At 38.1% G+C, this 20998-nt stretch carries 17 protein-coding genes and 1 tRNA gene; all 18 read right to left on the reverse strand.

All coding sequences use genetic code 11. The annotated features are described in order from the left end of the window. Window positions 1–147 precede the first annotated feature (147 nt). Window positions 148–519, reverse strand: a complete 372-nt coding sequence (locus J7E77_RS00455) for a hydrolase (protein ID WP_214711626.1) — start codon at window positions 517–519, stop codon at window positions 148–150. Between the two features lie 279 nt (window positions 520–798). After that, a complete protein-coding gene (locus J7E77_RS00460; RefSeq protein WP_214711627.1) occupies window positions 799–1590 on the reverse strand; it encodes a hypothetical protein in 792 nt (263 codons plus the stop codon). A 93-nt stretch (window positions 1591–1683) separates the two neighbouring features. Continuing rightward, complete coding sequence (locus J7E77_RS00465) at window positions 1684–2463, reverse strand: hypothetical protein (protein WP_214711628.1); 780 nt, start codon at window positions 2461–2463, stop codon at window positions 1684–1686. A gap of 229 nt (window positions 2464–2692) precedes the next feature. Next, window positions 2693–3235: a DUF6241 domain-containing protein gene (locus tag J7E77_RS00470; RefSeq protein WP_214711629.1), complete on the reverse strand. Its 543-nt coding sequence runs from the start codon at window positions 3233–3235 to the stop codon at window positions 2693–2695. Between the two features lie 289 nt (window positions 3236–3524). Continuing rightward, the gene (locus J7E77_RS00475) at window positions 3525–3947 is read right to left on the reverse strand and encodes a DUF6884 domain-containing protein (protein ID WP_214711630.1); all 423 of its coding nucleotides are present in this window, start codon (window positions 3945–3947) and stop codon (window positions 3525–3527) included. Window positions 3948–4017: 70 nt separating this feature from the next. Then, a complete protein-coding gene (locus J7E77_RS00480; RefSeq protein WP_214711631.1) occupies window positions 4018–6504 on the reverse strand; it encodes a restriction endonuclease-like protein in 2487 nt (828 codons plus the stop codon). Next, the gene (locus J7E77_RS00485; protein WP_214711632.1) at window positions 6476–9058 is read right to left on the reverse strand and encodes an MrcB family domain-containing protein; all 2583 of its coding nucleotides are present in this window, start codon (window positions 9056–9058) and stop codon (window positions 6476–6478) included. The genes J7E77_RS00480 and J7E77_RS00485 overlap by 29 nt, the downstream gene beginning before the upstream one ends. Window positions 9059–9411: 353 nt before the next feature. Beyond that, window positions 9412–9508 (reverse strand) — tRNA-Sec (locus J7E77_RS00490). 138 nt (window positions 9509–9646) lie between these two features. Beyond that, window positions 9647–10048, reverse strand: a complete 402-nt coding sequence (locus J7E77_RS00495) for a hypothetical protein (protein ID WP_214711633.1) — start codon at window positions 10046–10048, stop codon at window positions 9647–9649. A gap of 42 nt (window positions 10049–10090) precedes the next feature. Next, window positions 10091–10570, reverse strand: a complete 480-nt coding sequence (locus tag J7E77_RS31355; RefSeq protein WP_214711634.1) for a hypothetical protein — start codon at window positions 10568–10570, stop codon at window positions 10091–10093. A 275-nt stretch (window positions 10571–10845) separates the two neighbouring features. Next, the gene (locus tag J7E77_RS00505) at window positions 10846–12474 is read right to left on the reverse strand and encodes an ABC transporter substrate-binding protein (RefSeq protein ID WP_214711635.1); all 1629 of its coding nucleotides are present in this window, start codon (window positions 12472–12474) and stop codon (window positions 10846–10848) included. 34 nt (window positions 12475–12508) lie between these two features. Continuing rightward, window positions 12509–13414 (reverse strand): oligopeptide ABC transporter permease, encoded by a 906-nt coding sequence (gene opp4C, locus J7E77_RS00510; RefSeq protein ID WP_214711794.1) that lies wholly within the window; start codon window positions 13412–13414, stop codon window positions 12509–12511. Window positions 13415–13454: 40 nt separating this feature from the next. Next, on the reverse strand, window positions 13455–14405 hold the full coding sequence (locus J7E77_RS00515) for an ABC transporter permease (protein ID WP_214711636.1): 951 nt from the start codon (window positions 14403–14405) through the stop codon (window positions 13455–13457). 19 nt (window positions 14406–14424) lie between these two features. After that, window positions 14425–15441, reverse strand: a complete 1017-nt coding sequence (locus tag J7E77_RS00520) for an ABC transporter ATP-binding protein (protein WP_214711637.1) — start codon at window positions 15439–15441, stop codon at window positions 14425–14427. Beyond that, entirely contained in the window at window positions 15438–16460 is a 1023-nt protein-coding gene (locus J7E77_RS00525; RefSeq protein ID WP_214711638.1) for an ABC transporter ATP-binding protein, read from the reverse strand. Before J7E77_RS00525 ends, J7E77_RS00520 begins: the two co-directional genes overlap by 4 nt. A gap of 61 nt (window positions 16461–16521) precedes the next feature. After that, window positions 16522–17730 carry a M20 family metallopeptidase gene (locus J7E77_RS00530; RefSeq protein ID WP_214711639.1) on the reverse strand — a complete coding sequence of 403 codons (1209 nt, stop codon included), beginning with the start codon at window positions 17728–17730 and terminating at the stop codon, window positions 16522–16524. Window positions 17731–18018: 288 nt separating this feature from the next. Further along, window positions 18019–19434, reverse strand: coding sequence for a M20/M25/M40 family metallo-hydrolase (locus J7E77_RS00535; protein WP_214711640.1), 1416 nt, complete (start codon window positions 19432–19434; stop codon window positions 18019–18021). A gap of 50 nt (window positions 19435–19484) precedes the next feature. Continuing rightward, window positions 19485–20921, reverse strand: a complete 1437-nt coding sequence (locus J7E77_RS00540; protein ID WP_214711641.1) for an amidohydrolase — start codon at window positions 20919–20921, stop codon at window positions 19485–19487. Between the last annotated feature and the right edge of the window lie 77 nt (window positions 20922–20998).

The raw sequence follows: 20998 nt of genomic DNA on the forward strand, positions 1-20998 counted from the left end.
GTGTTTTTTAATGGTATCAACATAATAAGACCTACCTTTCTATACGATTCAAGAAAGAGTAGGTCTTTTTTGTATAAATTGGAACTTATTATGGGCATTGGGGGCAGCCCCCCATCACTTTAAAATATTAAACTACTAAAATAACCTCTATTTTTGATTAATCAAAATTCTCGGTACCAGTATGGCCTGTTCGTTTACAAAGTCTTCACTTAATATTCCCATTTCGCGAATATGTGCACGAGTTTTTTCATCACCCAAATAATATAGTAAGGAATAGATCAGCAGAATTCGTAGAACATATTCTTTATTTTGGTGCTGATGATGATATTCAAGATAAGGAATGTGGGCTCGGAAATAACTTTCCCAATCTGTTTCATCGGTTTTATCAAACATCCGTACTAGGACAGCAACTTGACTTTCCGTTGCGTCAATCTTAAAATCCCATTCCACTCCATTAGGTTCACTAAAAATCTCGTGAGATTGAATGTTAATAAAATAGCTGTGTTTTGGTTCATCCATAAGATCATCTCCTATCCTTTTTGGATGTATACCACAAATCTGAAAGTCCAAAACGGTTATGAGTATCAGTATTTCAAATCAACAATTCCATTTGGACTTTTTCTACATGCATTTTTTATTTGACAGGTGAATGTCTTTTCTCAATTGAATGAGATAAAATTGGTACAACAAAGGGATATCCAAGTCTTCATCGACAGTTTAAAACACTTTCGTATGAAAAACCTCCAAAAATATTAATTTTGGAGGTTTTTTGTGTATGTTTAATTTGTTAAGCTTTGTTCAGAATAATTTAAACTGCATCAATTGTGATGGTAATCTCAGTATCAAATTACTGTTGCAGCGGATTTTCCCATCGATTTTCCCTTTTTTAATAATCTTAAAAACTTGTGTTTCCTCAGGAAGATACTCAACCAAATCTAGTGATTGTTCATTTTGGTAGAAATAGCCTTGTTCGGGATATTTATTGAAATCAGAACGGACAAATTGGACAACGGTTCCTACTGGCACAGTATAGTGATTGTTTGCCACATTAATATTGCCATTCGAAGAAATATAAAATTCAATTTGAAGGGCACTGGGAATCTTAGGAACTCTATAAGGAATTAAAACTAAGCGTCCATTCTTAACTGTCCACCTGGAATACCTGTTCGCACTTTTCTGTATAAGTTTACCATCCTCAAAAAATATGTCTCCATTATATACCGAATCATTGCACCTTACCAATTCAACTATTTTTCCTTTAAAGTTACCGATGATTGTATAATGTAAAAAGTCTCCGTTACCCGTCCAGGTGGAAAAAATCAAGACATTTTGTTTAACTAGGCTTAAAAAGCCATAAGTAATCCGATATTCTTTAGGGTGTATTTTCGTTTCCTTATATTTTGTAACCCATTCTCCTGTATTCTCATCCTTACTCTGTAAAAGGATCTCTTGAGGCGTTTGTACCACTCTTTCTGAACTGCTCTCTCCACCAAGGTTTATATAGGTAATACCATCTTCTTGTTTTTCGTCCTTTATAGACTTATTAAATAGGAAACTATCCCAAAATTTTGATTTTTTTTGTCTCTCCAATTCTACTATCCTCCTTAAAGCCAAAATATTGTGAAACAATATATCCTATTCGAGAAAGGGACAATGGGTATCTATAACGTATAAAAAAGTGTATTACTTTGCTACTATTGTAATTGTAATCCCCTTATCTCTATGTGAGTCGGGAATGATCTTCCCTTCAACCTTTCCTTTTTTAACAATCTTAAAGGCTTGTGCCAGGTCAGGAAAATCCTCAATCATCTCAATCGATTGTTCATCTTCGTGAAAGTAACCTTGCCAGGGACTTTCATTTAAATCGGCTCGGATAAATTGAACGATTGTTCCTACTGGAACAATATAATGGTTTTTTTCAACTTTTACACGTCCGTCTGGAAAAAGGTAATATTCAATCTGAAGCGCACCGGAAATCTTTGGAATTTTATAGGGAATCAACATTAATCTGCCATCTTTGATGACCCATTTGGAATACCTATTTGTACTTTTCTCTAGTAATTTGCCATCTTCAAAAAAGATGTCTCCCTTATAAACACCTTCAGTGTCAGCCAATTCAACAATTTTTCCTTTCCTTCTACCGATGATTGTATAATCTAAATACCCACCGCTTCCCATCCAGGTAGAAAGAATCACTACATTTTGCTTAACTAGCTTAAAATAGCCAGAAGAAATTCGATAATCTTTAGGGGCTATTTTCGTTTTCTTATATTCGGTTACCCATTCACCTGTTTGATCATCCTTACTTTGCAAAATGATTTCATGATCGGTTTGCACTACTCTAACTAACGTAGTCTCACTGCCGAGGTTAACATATTTTACTCCATCTTCTTGTTCTTCATTTTTGAGAGACTTGTTAAATAGGAAACTAGTCCAGAAACTTGGTTTTTTCTTATTATCCAAATCTATAAACCTCCTATATTTTATGAACAATATATCCTATTCAGGTATGAAGAAAGGGGAGTCAGTTATATTATGGAAATTAAGAAAAAAGGATCTGCCACGTAGCCAGATCCTTCAATTATTATTTTGAGCTGATGAAACGCTGTTTACAAGCTTGCAGTTTTGAGACTTCATCAAAAAATAGATTAAAATGGAAACACAAAGGGACATCCAAGTCTAAATCGACATCTTAAAACTCGTTAAAGCGCTCTTTTCGATACTCTGTCTCCTCTTCTTTAGTAAGCAATCTGGTTGCTTCTCCAACTGAACCTCCTTGAAGCTCCCAAATTTTATTATGGTCTGAAACCGCTTTACTAAAATCACCCACTTGCCATTTCTCTAAGATGCCTATGTATAGATCACTGTGATCTATACCGTTCTGATCTCGTTTAACCGCATCAAGTAATTGATCAATTCTTTCTTGAGTTGGTTCTAAATCACTCCATTTCTCCGAAGCATATACCTTAGAATGACTCATGGAATGGATCGCGTCTTGAATTTCAGCTTCAGTGATACCTTCTGGAAATTCTGTTTCCACTTGCGTTTCAATTACTTCATCCTCTTCCGAAGCTTCATCAGTAGGGGTCCATGTTTCAATGACGTCCTTTTCTTCGTTTTTTTCAACGTGTTTAACCGCTTCCTTTGATCCTAGCAAACTAGTAGATACATAGTACCCAATGCCCAAGACTAGAGTGGCAATAACGATAACGATGGCACTTCTATATTTCCCCATAATACCCTTCATACCCTTCAATGTAGGTTTGACCTGATAACTGCACCAAATCTTTCCTTAACTTTTGCGTATCCACCATAACGTACACTTGATATTTGGGATTGTTCTTGTTTCTCATGCTTTGGTGAAAATCATTGCCAAGTTTCACTAACATTATTAATCTTGTGAAAAAGGGTGTATTGAAGAAAAAATAGATATGCTTTAATAGTTCATAATGTATTACAAAAGAAAAATTCCCCGATCCACTAAAGGATTCGGGGTTTATTTAGTTCTTGTTATAAAGCTATTTTTATGAATCTAGTTGGTCTTTATAAAATTTCAGCTGCTCTCCTATCCCTTTTCCTTCAAGTGGTATCTCATATTGAATCCCACTATTTTCTAGAAGCGGAATAAGGTATTCTCTATATTTTTTTCCAGCATAAAAGTCTAATTGGAGTGGCTCCAATTTTATTAGTTGATCAAATACTTCTTTTGACCATTCTTTGCGTTGTGACGAATTCATTTTATTTAAAGTTACATCATATGGTTCAATTACTGTTTCTTTATTAAGCAATCCATATTTAGCGGATAAAATAAACCAATTATCGTAATTTTGTTTGCTGATATATGCGATTGCTTTTTTAAATAATTGAGATTCTATGTACATTTCTTGAGCAGAGCAAGGATAATCTCTTTTTAATTTTGTACAGCTAATTAAGGCATATTTAGACATAGAATTCACCTTTCATAAAGAGTGTTCTAATATCACAGTTCCAATAATGTCTTAGTTCACTTGAAAGAGCCTAAGACATGCCATCGGACATGATCCCCATCAACACTTTAAAAACCCCAGTAGGATTCTTCTCTAGATCTTCAAAGGGAACTTCCTTCTTTACATCATTCTTGACAAATACAATGTTTCTCTCTGACTTGTGCATGATTACCTTCATCCCTTTTATCCGGTATTCCATTACGCTAGAGGCATGATCAAGTTCCGAATCATCTAAATCTAGTTTAATCCGATCCGACACCCTTCTCAGTATTCTCCATATAATCATTTCTTCTTTAGATTTCATAAACAATTCAGGAAGCTCTGTTGCTTCCTTTAAGACGCTGAGTGTTGTAAGTACATATTTAGAAATTCCATAATGGACTGGCTTGATAATAGGATTAAGGTTCATCCAATAAGCCACTTTAAACCTTATTAATTCAATTTCACTAGCTCTTGCAGGCTGGACCTCTTGAATTTTCCCATATACCAGAACACCATTTTCTGCATTAACGCCACTTTTAACGTACAAAGCCACATATTTCGCATGCTGCCAACCTCTTTTAAGCTTCTCAACAGGAATTGAATAGTAGCCTTCTTTAATAAAAAGATCATAATCTTCCTTATTTGATACAAGCCCTACTAGAACCGTCTCATCTAGACTTGATTTCCATTCTGCTAGTGTCCCTCGAGGAAGTATTCCTTCCTTCTGAATTTCCTCTGGCCCCGTATCGATCAACCTCTCCACAAATTGTTCCACTAAGGTGGTGGCATTCGGTAGAAATGGTAGTCCACCAATATTAACTTTATTAATACTTTGATAAAAATGATGTTCTTGATAAGATTGTTCATCAAACCACGGAAAGAGAACATACGCTCCAAATGCAGTTCTTTCATAAGGGCCATCAACTTCCGAAGCCACAATCGAATCTCGATAGCGATGCATCGTATTGATATCATCTTCCATCGGGCCAGGTGTTTTGTATCGTTTTTGATAGTAGCTATCAGCTTGGGCATAATCGATTCTGTATTTTGCATCAAATATATAGTTAAAGGTGTAGTCTTTCCCCTTTTTCCGAATGCTTAACATTGTATCAGGTTTCTGTGGAAGAGTCGGTAAGCCACCTTCGTATTTTTGATAGGTCAAGACAATTTCTTCATTCGTAATTGGATGCTTAAAAACACGCTTTGCTATACGGTTTGCTTCAAGATTAACAAATAACCCCTCACGATTTACTTGGACAATGTCTTGACTCACTAGTTTATACTTCCGACCGAGAATTTGCCCGAGCTTAAGGAAAGTCCAATATTCATAAAGTGTTGCTACATCCTTCACAGACATTTGATAAATTTTCCCTTCAAGCACCAACCCCTTTGAAACGGTTAAGTAAATTTGAAAGGCATCTCGATAGCCCGGGGCCATTTGCAACACCAAACTCATCACTGACCGATCTAAGCTTCCAATATTCGACCAAAAAGAATTTTTCACCCTTGCTTGAAGCTGATGGGTCATCTTTTTGATCCTTTCCACCAAATCAGGATCTGGATCCTCTAAGGTCCTTTTATTCAAATTTAGTATGGACTCAAGTAAATCGTTGAGCTTATGAATTAATCTCCCTATCATCCACTTGACGTATCTATTTTCAACTGTATCGTAGGTTAACTCCTTCTTGATTCGTAACCCTTCTAAAGGCATGAGATTCTTTTTTTTAAAGGAAATTCCATTCTCTACTTCAACAAATAAATTCGAACGTTTTCGTAAATAATTCCGACTAGTGGAATCAAGCTTCCTTAACTGATCCCCTCTTGCCTTTTCATATGTCTTTTCTAGCTTATGATGTGGCTGCTGCTCAATTCGAGAAACAGCTTGTAAAAACTTTTGAAAATGCAGACTAATTAGCCGATAAAACTCAGATCTAGAAGGTTTTCCTTCTAGCTTCAATCTTGCGCCTAAATAAGTTTTCCGGATGAAATGATAAGCGAGGTTATAAATCTCATCATTTACTTCTTCAACTAGCTTTTTGTAATCATTTTTATAATCTAGCTTGGAAGGATAGATTTCTAACGTTACTTCCAATATCTTCTGGCTATTGTTTCTGATTTCAAACGTCGTAAATCCGACTTCATTTTGAAATTGAAGATTCCCCATCAACATCGACTGTTGGCCAATTTTCAAAGCTGAAATCGATTTTCTTAAAAGCGGGTGCTCATGATAAAAGGTTAATTCTTGACCGGTCTTCGGCATAACGATAAGCTGATAAATTCCATTTTCAAAAAAGATTGGCCTTAGCTCCATTGGCTGTACAAGCTGTTGTTGATTTATATCATATACCTTGATTTCTTGAATGCCTTCACCGTGCACGGAAAATTTCATGACATCATGATAGTCCATATTTCGATATTGCTTTAATCCTTCATACCGTTCATGATACGGTTTTCCTTTTATGATCAGAGATAAATCATCTGTTTCAATCTGAACTAATTCAACATCCTCACGAGATCCAGAAGGAAGTGAAGCCATCTACTAACCTCCTAATCATTTCGGCAACCTTTGCTGCACTATGAGGATATTTTGCACTCACAAGATCCAATTCGGTCACATCGTGATCTTCTTCATACTGTTTATTAGTGAAAAGTAAATATAGCTCCCTTAACAATTGATCTACCTCTGAATCACTACCTGCAATCCGTGCTAATACCTTTTGTAAAATACAATGGTCCAATGCTTCTTCAAAGGTCATTAATTTTGCCTTTTCGTTATATACCATATAAAAGCAAATCTCATCACGAACACGGTATCCAACATGCGCATTCGTCTTTTTAAGAGACTGGTTCATAGTCACCAACTCTTTCGTTACCCGTTCTACTAAAGAAGTGTTCCCTTGATAAACATCCTTAAGATGAAGATAGTTAGAGGCAAAGGAATCGTGTCCGATAACAAGAGGCTCTACATCATCTAAATCATTTAAGAAAGCGAGATTTCCGAGTTCGACTCGATTAAATTCAATTGTGTTTGCACGGTCCAATACTTTTTTACTAAACGGATGAGTCGTTTCATCCATATTGACGGTCCCGATGATATACAGATTATTCGGAAGCTTGAGATCAGCACTAGCTATTTCCTGTGATAATAAATTCGACGAAACCATCTTTCCGTCTTTCCATTTTCTGCTTTCCATTACACTTAAAATATCACTAAAATAATACTCTACCCTTGCCAAGTTCATTTCATCTAGTAGAACAAAGTAGGGTAAGTTTGGGTGATCTACCGCTCTCTTAATCACCTTCGTCAGTGGCCCCTCTTTAAATTCACCCTTAATATCAACATATCCTAATACATCGGAACCATCATTCCAATCAGGGCGAATCGGTATCAAAGAAAACTGACCATTCTCTTCCGTTGCTCCCACACTCTCAGCAAACCATTGGACCATCTTTGTTTTCCCGGTTCCGGAAATCCCTGAGAGAATCACGAATGGTTTGGTTTTTATCGATAGGAATAAGTTGATCACCTCTTCTCTTTTGTATAAAAAGCCTTTGCTTCTTATGTAGGAGTAAATATGGTCGATGAGCTCTTTATCATTAAGACTCTTTGTTTCTGTTTCACGCACTATGTAATCTTCGGTTTTGATCGACTCTGTCGTTTTGTACCCATTTTTAAGCGAAATATAATGTTCGTAGATGTTGACCATTTCCTGTAGATCAGTCACAAATGTATTTTCATCTGGCAAGTTTTCTATGTAGTATGGGATATAAGCTGCTGTTGATAAAGCATATTGTCTAGCCTTCGAACTGATTCCTAGACTGAAGTTGTCATCCTTTCGTACCTTACTGGTTTCAGGAATGGACTCACGAATCTCATCCTTTATTCGCTCCATTTCATCCTTGGAAGTTTCCGTAACACCTTGGGCGAGTGTAAGATAGACACTTTTCATATCCTCACTAAACAGATAAACAATGTAATACCCTCTCTGCGTAGAAACTGTAATTTTCCGGTTCATAATGGCCACCCAAGGTACAGAGGCCCAATTTCCTTGACCAACTGATCCTATTACTAAATACTCTGCTGAATCAATAAAAGATAGTTGATAAAACTCCGAAGGAATCGTATTTCGAACAAAGGCTCCAAGCGGTTGACTCCCAAAACCTTCACGTTTTGCATCAAGGTATTCATTCATTACTTTTAAAAGACTACTTCTTATATCGCTCACCATTACCTGCTCCTTTAAGCTAATAGTATCAAAGAAATTTTCAGTAGGGATCCAGTCTTGGTCAATTAATTGGGTGTTTTCTAACCACAAAAGCAGATAATTTGTTCTTTCTTTTGCAACTGAATCCACCATTAAATTGTGACCACGAGAATTACGAACAATCAGCATCCCTATCTCTTCAAGAGCAACCTTCTTCTCCTTTTTCGAATAATTTCTAAGGAGATCTAAACAAATAAGTATGGCCCTGAAATAACCAAGATTTAATAGAATTCTTTTTATGTATTGATCTTTATTTTCTACTTCAATATATTCAGCTAACTGGAAATGATTTGCTTCGTTTAATTCATTAATAAAACCAAGCAATCGAGCATCTTGTCTACTTCTTGCCTTTACTCGATATAAGTTGCCGTCAAACTGTTCGTTCAATTGTGTTGGATCATATGCACCTGTAATTACTTCATCCAAAAACCCTTTTACATTTTGGTATTGGACATTGGGTAGTTCATCTGTTTGAAATTCTCGTAAAGATAAAATGGTTGTCCTTCCACTAATGGATGCCTCAACAAATGGGAGGTTAGAAAATAAAGCCATTAAGAATGAAGTTCTTCCCCTCGTCTTCTTAAAATCATTGGCAACACCCTGCCGAGCACTTACAAACTCACGCCAACCTTCCAGTATAAACTCAAATGATATAAACTCATACGGATCCTGTTTTTCACCATTTTGAAATTTACTCCTAGAAGATTCTGTTTCAACATAAATGCCTTTATCGTCAAACTTGATTATTTTATTTACTTTTTCTGTACTTAATGTTTTTACAAGTCTTAACCTTTTAGTAAGTTCAACTACGATATTTTCTATCAAATAAAATCACTCCGGAATTTGAATAAATAAACTTATTAGTTTATTTTACCAAATTTTGATAAACGTACATAATTTATTTAAAGTGCCTAATAATGGAAAAAGAAAAGAGAGCTTTGGCAGCTCTCAGGTCTTGGTAGTATCAAATATGGTGGATTCACTTATTCAAGAATTATTAATCTTCAAAATTCAATTAAGAAAATTTTCTCTTCGAATCCCCTTGTTTTTTCTGCATTCTTTTGTCGTACCTCTTATACCTTTTCAATATTGTAACTATGACATTTAGCTAAAGCATAAATGATTTCTAGCATCTCAGCCTCAGAAAGAATTCTCAAGAATCCTTGATATTATTAGGTTGGCGGGTCTGCGTGGGAATCGAACCCACCAGACCTGGCACGCAGGTCTCAAGCAGTTTTGAAGACTGTGGAGGACACCAGTACCCCATTCAGCCCCTTCTAAATTGCTATATATCAACGTTTCTAAAGTATATCTACACAGTTTTATTATCGTATAGTGATTATCTTTTATCAATCATTTATTTATTTTAATAATATTCTGTTATGTGTGTTTTTTTTTGAAATAAGTAACTCTTTATCTCAAAAAAATTCTTTTTTTGGCTTGATTTGAAAAGTTTTCATAGTAATATTTTAGGTCTTCACAAAGTTTGTATAAATGTTCTCTAAGTTCTCTGTATTTATCATATTTATCACTTTTAAAATGAGGTGCTAAAAAAACAATTCCATCTGCTACATCATTATTATAGAAGAAATTATTATCAATAAAATCTAATACCTTTTCGAATTCACAAATAAAATATAAAAAACTAAATTGAACATCTTCATCTAAAAACGACCGTGATGGTTTTGTTGCCCAACTAATAAATTCATAATAATGTGTTATGTTATCTGAATGTGCAAATTGATTTGATTCTAAAAGACTATTAAAAAGATAAAACTTATCTTCATCAAACTTCTCTATTACTTTTTCAAACAAATTCTCTTCATGAGTTTGTTTAGGTGATGTTAATTCCAGGCGTTATTTTATTTGATTGAGTATATTATTAATCTGATGTTGGAAATATTCATTCCTAATATATGTGTTTTTTTCTTTTATTAATTCCTTTTTATAAAAGTCTTCACCTAAATAATCAATAGAAACTGAATGGTCTCTTTCCATTTCTTCTTTCCATTCAGCGAACCAACTCTCTTCATCTTGAGACATATTCAAATGAACAGGGTCAACTGGCTGTACGTCATAATGGCCGTATACTAAGACTGTTGGAGCGTTTTCCTGATGAAGCCAGTCCCCATAGATTATCGGATGACCTTTTGTCTGGACGATTTCATCATGATCCATTCCAATGCTTTCTAATTTATTGGCAATCCATGAAGCCGCTTTTTGAATGTCCTCTTTATGCTCAGATAAGGAACTGATGCTTGGAATCCGGAGCAACTCTTTTAAATCCTCGACATTTTGATTGTGTTGATTGGATAACAACTCGGATAATTGACTCATGGTCTCACCTTTTCTAGTTTTTTCTATTTTTATTTTATACAAAAAGACATGATTGGCTTCAAGTAATACAACTTGGCCACTACCTGTCACGTCAAATAAAAAATATATAGTTTATCTTTCTTAAAAAATCTATATGTATTCATATGTTAAGGCATCATCTAGTTTTAAGATGATGCCTTCATGATCACTCTTATTGCTAAAAAGGGGTGCCCCTATTTTAAAGGACACCCTAAATAATTAAGAATTAACAATTTTTTTAAAGATATCTCGATTACTTATTCTGCTCCAACAAGGGACCAATCCTGAATTTTATTATGGAATCCGAATATCTTAGGCTCTCCAAATTGTACTTGTTTAGAAATGGCTGCGAAATCATAATCTGAATAAAGTGAAATGATCGGAACATCTTTCTCCCAAATTGCTTGCAGCTGATTATAAATTTCTTTTCTCTTTTCTGGATCAGCTTCTGATTGTCCTTTTAACAGTAGCTCATCTGACTTTGGATTATTATATCTCATAAAGTTATAGGAACCAGCCTTACTATAAAGAGTTGATATTTCTGGATCCAAAGTAAAGGTAAAGCCCATTAATAACAAATCAAATTCTCCGGCTTTTCCTTTTTGCATAATGGTCGGGAAATCGTACGTTGTGACTTTAACCTTTACTCCCACGTCCTTTAGGTTCTGGGTAATAATATCCGCGGACTGCTCACGGACTTTATTACCGATTGGGACTACTAATTGAAGGGACTGGTTAAAGTCCCAGCCAGCTTCCTTCAATAATTGTTTTGCTTTTTCCGGATCGTAGGTGAATTTTTCTAAATCCTTATCAAGGTAAGGGCTGACCGAAGTATACGGCCCATCTACTATTTCCCCTTTTCCTTTTAATAGCTTATCTACGAATTTTTCACGGTCGAGGGCGTAAGCAAGCGCTTGACGTACTTTGGCATCTGTTATTTTTGTTGTATTAAACATCATCGTTTGAAAACCGATCGTTGGCTCCTCTTTCGTTTTTACATTATTAAACTTTTCAACAGTTTCATAGTCTTGAGCCGGAATCTTTCCGATTCCTGCAGCCACGTTCATATGAAGCTCTCCTGTCTGAAGTTGGGCCACGAGGTTTGGAGCAGGCATAATTTTAACAAACAGGCTGTTCGTCTTTGGTTTTCCTAAATAATAGTCTGGATTACTTACAAATTCGACATATTGATCCTTTTTATATTGAACAAACTTATAGGCGCCATTGGTGACCGTTGGTTTGGTGAAGAATGGATCCTTCGATAAATCAGCTGGCGCAATCTTCTCTAAAACATGTTTTGGCAGAATCATAAATTTTGAGCCCAGTTGTTCCTTAATCATATTCGGATCAACAGGTGTTTTCGTTTTAAATTCTACTGTTTGTTGATCGATAACCTTTACCGAAGAAATTTGAGTTTGTCCTTCTTTTAACTTGCCTGTACCATCAAGACCTTCAAAGACGGAGATATAGGTGCCTACAGTGGTTTCAACCTTTGGATTTGCAATTAAGTTAAAGGTAAAAGCGGCATCCTCAGCTGTAACTGGCTTCCCATCAGACCACTTCGCATTCTTATTCAACTTGATTGTAAAGGTTTGGTTATCAGTCGTTTCAAAGGAATCCGCCAATTTTGGGACAAACTCTTGCGGACCTGTCATTTCTAAAAAGGAATCAAACATAAACTTTTCAATAAAACCTGAAGCGATGTCGGAGGAATTAATCGTGCTGAAGTTAATCGGCGGATTAACCATTCCCAGATACATGGTTTTGCTGCCTGATGTTTGACCAGTTGAAGCAGTGGAAGAAGTTTTACTCTGACCTGAGCATGCTGTTAAAGCCAATGATAAGACGATAGCGGATAAGCTTACTGTTCTCTTTAGATAACCCATAATGTCCCCCTAATTGATCTCTTTTTTTAATTAATTATTTTAAATTTTTTGGATCCATGGCATCGCGCAATCCGTCGCCCATAAAATTAATGGATAGAACAGCTAATAAAATCATTAAACCAGGAGGTAACCATAACCAAGGCTGCGTGGCTAATACAGTTAGCGACTGGGCTTCATTTAGCATATTTCCCCAACTGGCCGTTGGCGGCTGTACTCCCATTCCAAGGAAACTTAAGGAGGCTTCTAATATAATCGAAGAGGCGATTCCAAACGTTGCATTGACTAAAATAGGTGCTAAACAGTTTGGCAAAATATGTTGAAAGAGAATCTTCCAGGAAGGTAATCCTAATGCAACCCCCGCTTTCACATAGTCCATCTCTTTAATGATCAGGACGCTGCCTCGAACAATGCGGGCAACCGACGGCCAGCCCAATAATCCGATGACAAGAATAATATTAAGGAGACTTGGTCCCATGATACTGACAAGGACAAGGATGACCATAAGATAAGGAAAGGACATAAACACATCCGTTAGACGCATAATAACCATATCCACCCATTTTCCAAAGTATCCAGCAACAGCGCCGAGGATCGTGCCAATTACGACGTAAATAGCAACCGCTCCGATACCCACAGCGAAGGAGACCCTAGATGCATAAATCAATCTACTTAACAAATCCCGCCCCACTTGGTCTGTCCCCAATAAATGTTCAGCTGAAGGCTGATCAGCAAATTCCCCGTTAACAGCATAAGGACTCTGAGGTGCCAAAAGAGGAGCGCATAATGCCATTAAAACGATTAAACTGAAAACAATTAGTCCAAAAACAGCTAGTTTATGTTTGAAAAACTTTTTTCTAATGACCCTTAAGTAGCTTTCCTCTTTTCCCACCTCTTGTTTTACGTCGAGATTCAGATCATTGACTACCGGAATTCCTGCCATTTTAGTTGCTAGTGACACCTTAACCTCCTCCTTCCGAAAATTAGTTGTACTTAATCCTTGGATCCGCAACGGAATAAAGGATGTCGGTAAGCAGATTTGAGAAAAGAACCATGAAAGCAGCCATCAGGTTAATGGCCATTAACACCGAATAATCCCGTGAACCGATGGATTGAATGGTTAATTGTCCAAGTCCAGGCCATTGAAATATTTGTTCTGTGACCACGGCTCCTCCAATTAAAAGAGGGATATCCAAACCAATGATCGTTATAATCGGGATGAGTGCATTTCTCAGCGCATGTTTATTAGTAACAATAAATTCGCCTAAGCCTTTCGCTCTTGCCGTCCGTAAATAATCCTGTCCCAGTACTTCGATCATACTGGACCTAACATAGCGGACCATACTTCCTGCGATTCCTGTCCCAAGGACGATAGCGGGCATAATCAAATGAGATAACGTATCCGAAAATCCCCCAGTACCGCCAAGTGTATTCATGCCGCCAGTCGGTAAGATCTGCGACATAATCGCAAAGACATAAATCGCACCTAAACCCATAAAGAAGTGTGGAATCGATACGCCAAGAAAAGAAAAAGTAGTCGTCAAGTAATCGATCCATGAATATTGTTTTGTTGCACTTAGAATTCCGATTGGAATGGCAATCAGATACGCAATGATTAAGGCAGACCCCATCAGGATAAGGGTTGGACCCAATCGTTCGAAAATCATATTCGTAACCGGCTCATAGGTGGAGTAAGAGAAACCAAAATCACCTTTAAGCAAATTCCCCAACCAGTGCCAATATTGGATATAGATTGGATCATTTAATCCAAGAGCTTCTTTCTTAATCTCAATGTCTGCAGCCGTTACATCCGGACTTACATACATGTCGACTGGGTTTCCTGGTGCCAGATTAATAATTAAAAAGTTAAAGATCGTTACGCCAAACAAGACAGGGATAGCGATCAAAATTCTTCGGATAATATACTGGACCATAGGATCCCTCCTTCCTCGTTTACATTAATGGAAAGTGACAAGCTGTTTGATGTTGAAGACCGATTAATTCCGGGGTTTGCACACCACAAATGTCTTGAGCAATCGGACATCTTGTATGAAAACTGCACCCTTTAGGAGGGTTGGCCGGACTAGGAACATCCCCTTTCACTAAGACTCGTTCCCTGTTCCGCATATGTGGATTTGGAATGGGATAGGTACTCAGTAAACCTTGTGTATAGGGATGTTTCGGCTTCTTAAAAATATCTTCTGTTTGACCAAGTTCAACAATTTTCCCTAAATACATGACCGCAATCCGATCACTAATATATTTGACAGCACCTAAACCATGTGCGATGAAAAGATAGGTAAGCTGAAACTCTTTTTGTAAATCTTTTAGTAGATTCAATACTTGTGCCTGGATGGAAACGTCTAAGGCGGATACCGGTTCATCACAAATGATCAGCTTTGGATTTAATATAAGCGCTCTGGCAATGCCAATCCGTTGCCTTTGACCTCCGGAAAATTCATGCGGATAACGGCTTCGATGCAGCTTTGTTAATCCTACGATTTCAAGCATTTCATTTACTTTTCGATCCACCTCCTCTTTATCTGCCAGTTTATGGGCGAGCAGTGGTTCCGAAAGAAGATCTCCAATCCTCTTTCTCGGATTTAAGGATGAGTAGGGATCTTGAAAGATCATCTGCATTTTCGTGCGGGTTTTTCTTAGTTCGGATCCACTGATATTCGATAAATCGGTTCCTTCTAAAATGACTTTCCCTTCAGTTGGAGAGTCGAGTTTCACAATGGCCCGGCCCGTGGTCGATTTGCCGCAACCGGATTCTCCTACAAGTGCAAGCGTTTCTCCTGGATAGAGGCTGAAGTTTAAACCATCGACCGCTTTTACATGCCCGACCGTCCGGGGAATAATCCCTTTTTTAATAGGGTAATATTTTTTAAGGTTATGAACCTCTAACAAGGGTACATCAGGCACTGTTTTTACATCTTCAATGTTCGTCTCAACCGTTGTAACACTCATACCTGAACCTCCTCGATCGATTTCGCGTTTGTCAAATGCTCTTCTTCTTCCACTAACCAGCATCTGACTTTATGAACTTTTTCCTTATTAATAGAAGAAAGAGGAGGCTTTTCATGCAGACATTTTTCAGTAGCATATGGGCACCTCGTGTGGAACCTGCACCCCTTAGGCATATGCTGTAAGGTTGGTACCATCCCTGGGATGGAATAAAGCCGTTTATGCTCTTCATATTCAAGGTGAGGAATCGACTCAATTAATCCTTTTGTATAGGGATGCTTCGGTTCATCAAATAACGTAAACACATCCGCTTCTTCCACCACTTGCCCCGCATACATGACAAGGACTTTATCTGCCATCTCAGCGATCACGCCCAAATCATGAGTGATTAACATAATCGCGGTATCGGATTCTTCTCTCAGTTCTTTCATCAATTCTAAAATTTGTGCTTGGATGGTCACATCAAGGGCTGTCGTCGGCTCATCGGCAATGAGCAGCTTAGGTTTACAAGACAGGGCCATCGCAATCATGACCCTTTGTCTCATTCCCCCCGATAATGAGTGTGGGTATTCATTCATCACTTCCTCAGCCCGCGGGATTTTTACTTGCTTCAGCATATCAATTGCATATTCTTTAGCATCCTTTGTACTCTTTTTTAAATGTAGCTTGATCCCTTCAATCATCTGGTTACCAATGGTATAAACAGGGTTCAGGGAAGTCATGGGTTCCTGGAAAATCATCGAGATCTGATTCCCGCGAACCTGTCTCATTTCGGCTTCTGTTAGCTTGTTTAATTCTTTGCCATTCATCTTAACCGAACCATTTTTTATGTAACCATTTTTCCCTAGCAATCTCATAATCGACAAGGATGTAACACTTTTCCCGCAGCCCGATTCACCTACAATCCCAATCGTTTCTCCAGGCTCCAGGTTGAAAGTAACCTCGTCAACCGAAATCAATTCTCCTTTTTCAGCCATAAATGCGGTTTGTAAATTTTCTACTTCGATTATTTTGTTGGACATCTTCCTCACCCCTTGCCCTGCTTAAAATCAGGTAAATTCTTAAACTTCTTCTAACTTGGATTTAATAAGCAGGTTCCTCGAGAATCTGTTCCACGTTCTCTACCGTATATTGATGGACAATGCTTAATAGTGCTTTCCCAGCATAGATCATCGCTTTTTCATCGAAATCAAACTTTGGATGATGATGTGGGTAGGCGGCTCCTATTTCTTCATTTCGTGCACCTGTATGAAAGAACATCCCTGGTTTTTCCTGCAAATAGTAAGCAAAATCTTCAGCACCCATGATTGGGTTCATATCTACAAGCATGCCTTCATCTAATGTATTTTTCACGATATCTTTAAAAACTTCAGTTTCACGCTCATGATTATACAGAGCCGGATAACCGTTGTTATATTCAATTTCATATTCAGCATGGAATGCGGAACATACGCCACTCACCATCGTTCTGAACTCTTCTTCGATTTGAACTCTTACGTCTTTGTCAAACGATCGGATCGTTCCGGTTAACACGGCTGAATCTGCGATGACATTCGATGCATTTCCTGCATGGAAGGAACCGACTGATACAACGGCGGAATGTTGTGGATTGACCCGTCTGCTCACGATGTATTGGAGCTGGTTGATTATTTGTGCGCCGATTGCGATGGCATCAATGGTTTCATGCGGTGAGGATCCATGTCCACCCTTACCCTGGATCTTGATTTTAAAGGCATCTGCTGCAGCCATGGTATAACCGTTTTTGACTAAATAAGTGCCGAGCGGTGCACCCGATGCTAGATGTGTTCCAAACACCGCATCCACTCCATCTAAGCAACCATCCTCGATCATCGCGATCGCTCCGCCCGGTGCTAATTCTTCCGCATGCTGGTGAAGCAGCACGACATTTCCGGATAACTGTTCACGATTCTCGCTTAACACCTTTGCCACCGCGAGTAATGTGGCTGTATGGCCATCATGACCACAGGCATGCATCACACCTGGTACTTTGGATTTATAAGGAACTTCCTTTTCATCCTGAATCGGAAGGGCATCAAAGTCTGCTCTAAGGGCAATGGTTTTCCCCGGCTTCGCCCCTCTAATCAACCCGACTACCCCTCTTCCGCCAACACTAGTTCTTACCTCAATTCCAAAGTCAGATAAAATTTCTGCAATCATTTTAGGTGTGTGCACTTCCTGGAATGACAGTTCTGGATTTTCATGCATATACCGTCTCCACACTACCATCTGCTCGTACATTTCTTCCAATTGAAAATGCCAATCCTTAATCATAAAAATCCCTCCGTTTACCTTTTATGATGTTACTAGATTACATTTGATGTTATTTAATATGACATGTAACCTTTATGTCACTGAGTATAATGAAGAATTTTCCAAGCGTCAATCTATTATTCTGACAATTTAGAATATTAAAATTAAAAAATAAGCGCTTTCTTTCCCTTTCTTTTCATAAAGTAAACGGTTTCTATCTTACTGGAAAATTCTGTGGTAGGTTTTCTTCCATATAATAAAAAGGCAATGTTCTCTCAATGGAGAACATTGCTTTCTTTGAAAACAGGATTATTTTATGCCTTCTAGTTTCTCCTGGGAAGCGTTTAACGACTCAGGGAAGCCTAGAAGCATATAAGCCATATGGACGATTCCGTTTTCAAAATCTTGTAGTTTGATAGATTCATTTGGGGCATGTGCCTTTGATCCAACCCAGCCCACCCCTGTACTAACGATTGGCAGCTGAAGCTGTTTACCGAATTCAAACATCGGACCGGTGCCAGCAGAATTAGGGGCTAAAATCCCTTCCTTTTGGTACACTTCTGTGGCCGTTTCCATGACATGAGAGATAAATGGGTGACTAAAGTCAGACCGGTAGGCCTTCTGCCCATTTACAAGGGTGACCTCGATATCATAAAATCCGTGCTTTTCTAAATGCTTTTGAATACAGCTAAGTATATGATTTGGATCTTGACCAGGTACCAAACGACAATCCACTTTCGCCTTTGCCACTTTAGGAAGAACTGTTTTCGCCCCTTCTCCAGTATATCCACTTATTAATCCACAAATTGTCATGGTTGGATGTAAGACCATTGCGGCCCTTGGGTCTTGTCCTTTTGCTGCTGTAATAAGCGGCCTTTTTAATCCATAAAGGTTCGATACAGCCTCCACGTTGAATGGCAAGGAACGGACAGATTGTTTTACTGCTTCGGAAGGCTCCTCAATGCCATCAAAGAAACCCTCTACTAAAATTTCATTTTGCTGATTTTTCATTGTAGCAAGCGCCTGGACTAATCTCCATGCCGCATTATCTACATACGCTCCAACAGAAGAATGCATATCTATATCGGCACCAGCACAAGTCAGCTCTAAATAAGCCATCCCCTTAATGCCGGCAACCATGCTGATTCTGTCTTGTTCGTCCTTTCCTCCAAATTCCCAAATACAGGCGTCAGCCTTAAAGCGATCACGATATTTTTCAAGGTATGGTGTAAGATTCGGGGAGCCAATTTCCTCTTCCCCTTCAATTAAAAATTTAATGTTGCAGGGCAATCCTCCCTGCGTTTTTTGTAATACCTTAATCGCTGTTAATCTAGCAATCAAATCTCCTTTATTATCGGCAACCCCTCTAGCGAATAATTTCCCCTCCCTAATCGTAGGCTGAAAGGGTTCAGAGATCCATTCATCAAGTGGTTCGGGTGGCTGCACATCATAGTGGTTATAAAAGAGTAAAGTTTTCGTCGAATCACCATTACTTCCTGCTGGAAAAAAACCATAAATGACGGGGTTGCCGCCTAAATCATCAAGAACCTCGGCTTCCCCTTTTGCCTCTTCAATCATTTTCACAACAAAACGGACCGTTTCTGGAATGGCTGTATTTTGTGCAGAAATAGTCGGGAATGTTAAATATTCCTTTAACCATTCAATGGCACTTGAAATAGCATTTTTTGTTTCATTTCTTAAATCGTTTAGATTTTGATTATTCATCATAAATCTCCTTTCGGGAAATAGTTTATTTTTTTATAAAAACAATGGTTCTAAATAGATGGAACTGGTGGGTTAATCCCGTCAGGTAATGGAGACACATAGCCCCCTTTATGTTTTATTTCGTTCCTGAATTCATCTTGTGCCTGGGCGACCAAACTAGGATTCTCTATTAATTCCACAACACTTAGACCAATCACCTTAGCAGCAGTTATCATTCCTTTTTGACCAATAGTGGATCCTACGGCGACAACATTTTGCCAAGAATGTCCGGGCGTCCCAATTGGTGCACAAGCTGTTGTAAATTGCGCTGTCGGGATATTCCATGAAACATCCGCGACATCTGTAGACCCAGACATACATTTTCCTTCATCGTAAGGTTCGATCACCTCATCATGCAAAATTTTGTCTAGCAGATTATTAGGGGCACCCGATGTTTTTACAACTACTTCCTTCATTCCTTGATCAAAGGAATCGGTCAGTTCTTTTGCTAGTTTCATATCGTTTTCATCAAAGGATGGAGCTCCCACTTTTTTCAAGTTATTCAGTAAAACTTGTCCTAGAACTTTATTCGGGAGCATATCATAACATCCTGTAATAAAGTCAATATTATAATCCGTTCCCGTCATTAAGGCGGCGCCTTTGGCAATATTGATTAATTTTTCATAGGTTACTTCCACTTCTGACCGGTGTGGTGCGCGTATGTAATACCAAATCTGAGCCTTGTCGGGAACAACATTAGGTGCACCTCCGCCATTTGTGATTGTTGAATGAATCCGTATTTGATCAATTAAATGCTCGCGTAAAAAATTGACTCCAATATCCATTAATTGAACAGCTTTAAGGGCACTCTTCGCAGCTTCTGGATTGGCAGCAGCATGAGCCGATTTTCCATAGAAATTAAATTTGACCGAATTCATCGCTAAAGAGCTGCTTGCCCATAATGAATTCAACGAATTGGGATGCCAGGTTAAACTAACATCTGCATCGTCAAAAACATGATCCCTTGCCATAAAGACCTTTCCAACAAGGGTTTCTTCTGCAGGACAGCCGTAAAATTTAATGGTCCCATCCATTCCTTCTTTTTCCATCCATTCCTTAGCCGCAATCGCCCCTCCTGCCGCAGCGACTCCATAAATGTTATGTCCACATCCATGACCGCTGGCTTCTGGGATAATCGGCTCTTTTTTTGCCCCTAGTTTTTGAGAAAGACCTGGTAATGCATCATATTCACCTAATATCCCAATGACAGGCTTCCCTTTCCCCCACGTCGCAACAAATGCGGTTGGCATACCTGCGATTCCCATTTCAATGGAAAATCCCTCTTTTTCTAGCTTGTTTGCTAACAATTTCGAGGATTGATATTCTTGGAGCCCAAGTTCGGCGTAATTCCAAATTTTTGTCGACCAATCTATTAAATCCTCTGCATGATCATCCACCCACCCTGTGATAACATTATTCAATTTCATTTTTTCAATGGATTTTGTCATCTTTTCATCTCCTTCATTTTATAGTTCAACTTTCATTTCCGAAGATTCTTCTGATTGGTTAGTAGGCTAATGGTTTG

This window comes from Bacillus sp. ISL-77, assembly GCF_018613105.1.

Bases quoted from the DNA above. Each gene is read 5' to 3' on its own strand.
- J7E77_RS00455 (WP_214711626.1), bottom strand. From the start codon at position 519: ATGGATGAACCAAAACACAGCTATTTTATTAACATTCAATCTCACGAG.
- J7E77_RS00470 (WP_214711629.1), bottom strand. From the start codon at position 3,235: ATGGGGAAATATAGAAGTGCCATCGTTATCGTTATTGCCACTCTAGTC.
- J7E77_RS00475 (WP_214711630.1), bottom strand. From the start codon at position 3,947: ATGTCTAAATATGCCTTAATTAGCTGTACAAAATTAAAAAGAGATTAT.
- J7E77_RS00480 (WP_214711631.1), bottom strand. From the start codon at position 6,504: ATGGCTTCACTTCCTTCTGGATCTCGTGAGGATGTTGAATTAGTTCAG.
- J7E77_RS31355 (WP_214711634.1), bottom strand. From the start codon at position 10,570: ATGAGTCAATTATCCGAGTTGTTATCCAATCAACACAATCAAAATGTC.
- J7E77_RS00505 (WP_214711635.1), bottom strand. From the start codon at position 12,474: ATGGGTTATCTAAAGAGAACAGTAAGCTTATCCGCTATCGTCTTATCA.
- opp4C (WP_214711794.1), bottom strand. From the start codon at position 13,414: ATGGCAGGAATTCCGGTAGTCAATGATCTGAATCTCGACGTAAAACAA.
- J7E77_RS00515 (WP_214711636.1), bottom strand. From the start codon at position 14,405: ATGGTCCAGTATATTATCCGAAGAATTTTGATCGCTATCCCTGTCTTG.
- J7E77_RS00520 (WP_214711637.1), bottom strand. From the start codon at position 15,441: ATGAGTGTTACAACGGTTGAGACGAACATTGAAGATGTAAAAACAGTG.
- J7E77_RS00525 (WP_214711638.1), bottom strand. From the start codon at position 16,460: ATGTCCAACAAAATAATCGAAGTAGAAAATTTACAAACCGCATTTATG.
- J7E77_RS00530 (WP_214711639.1), bottom strand. From the start codon at position 17,730: ATGATTAAGGATTGGCATTTTCAATTGGAAGAAATGTACGAGCAGATG.
- J7E77_RS00535 (WP_214711640.1), bottom strand. From the start codon at position 19,434: ATGAATAATCAAAATCTAAACGATTTAAGAAATGAAACAAAAAATGCT.
- J7E77_RS00540 (WP_214711641.1), bottom strand. From the start codon at position 20,921: ATGACAAAATCCATTGAAAAAATGAAATTGAATAATGTTATCACAGGG.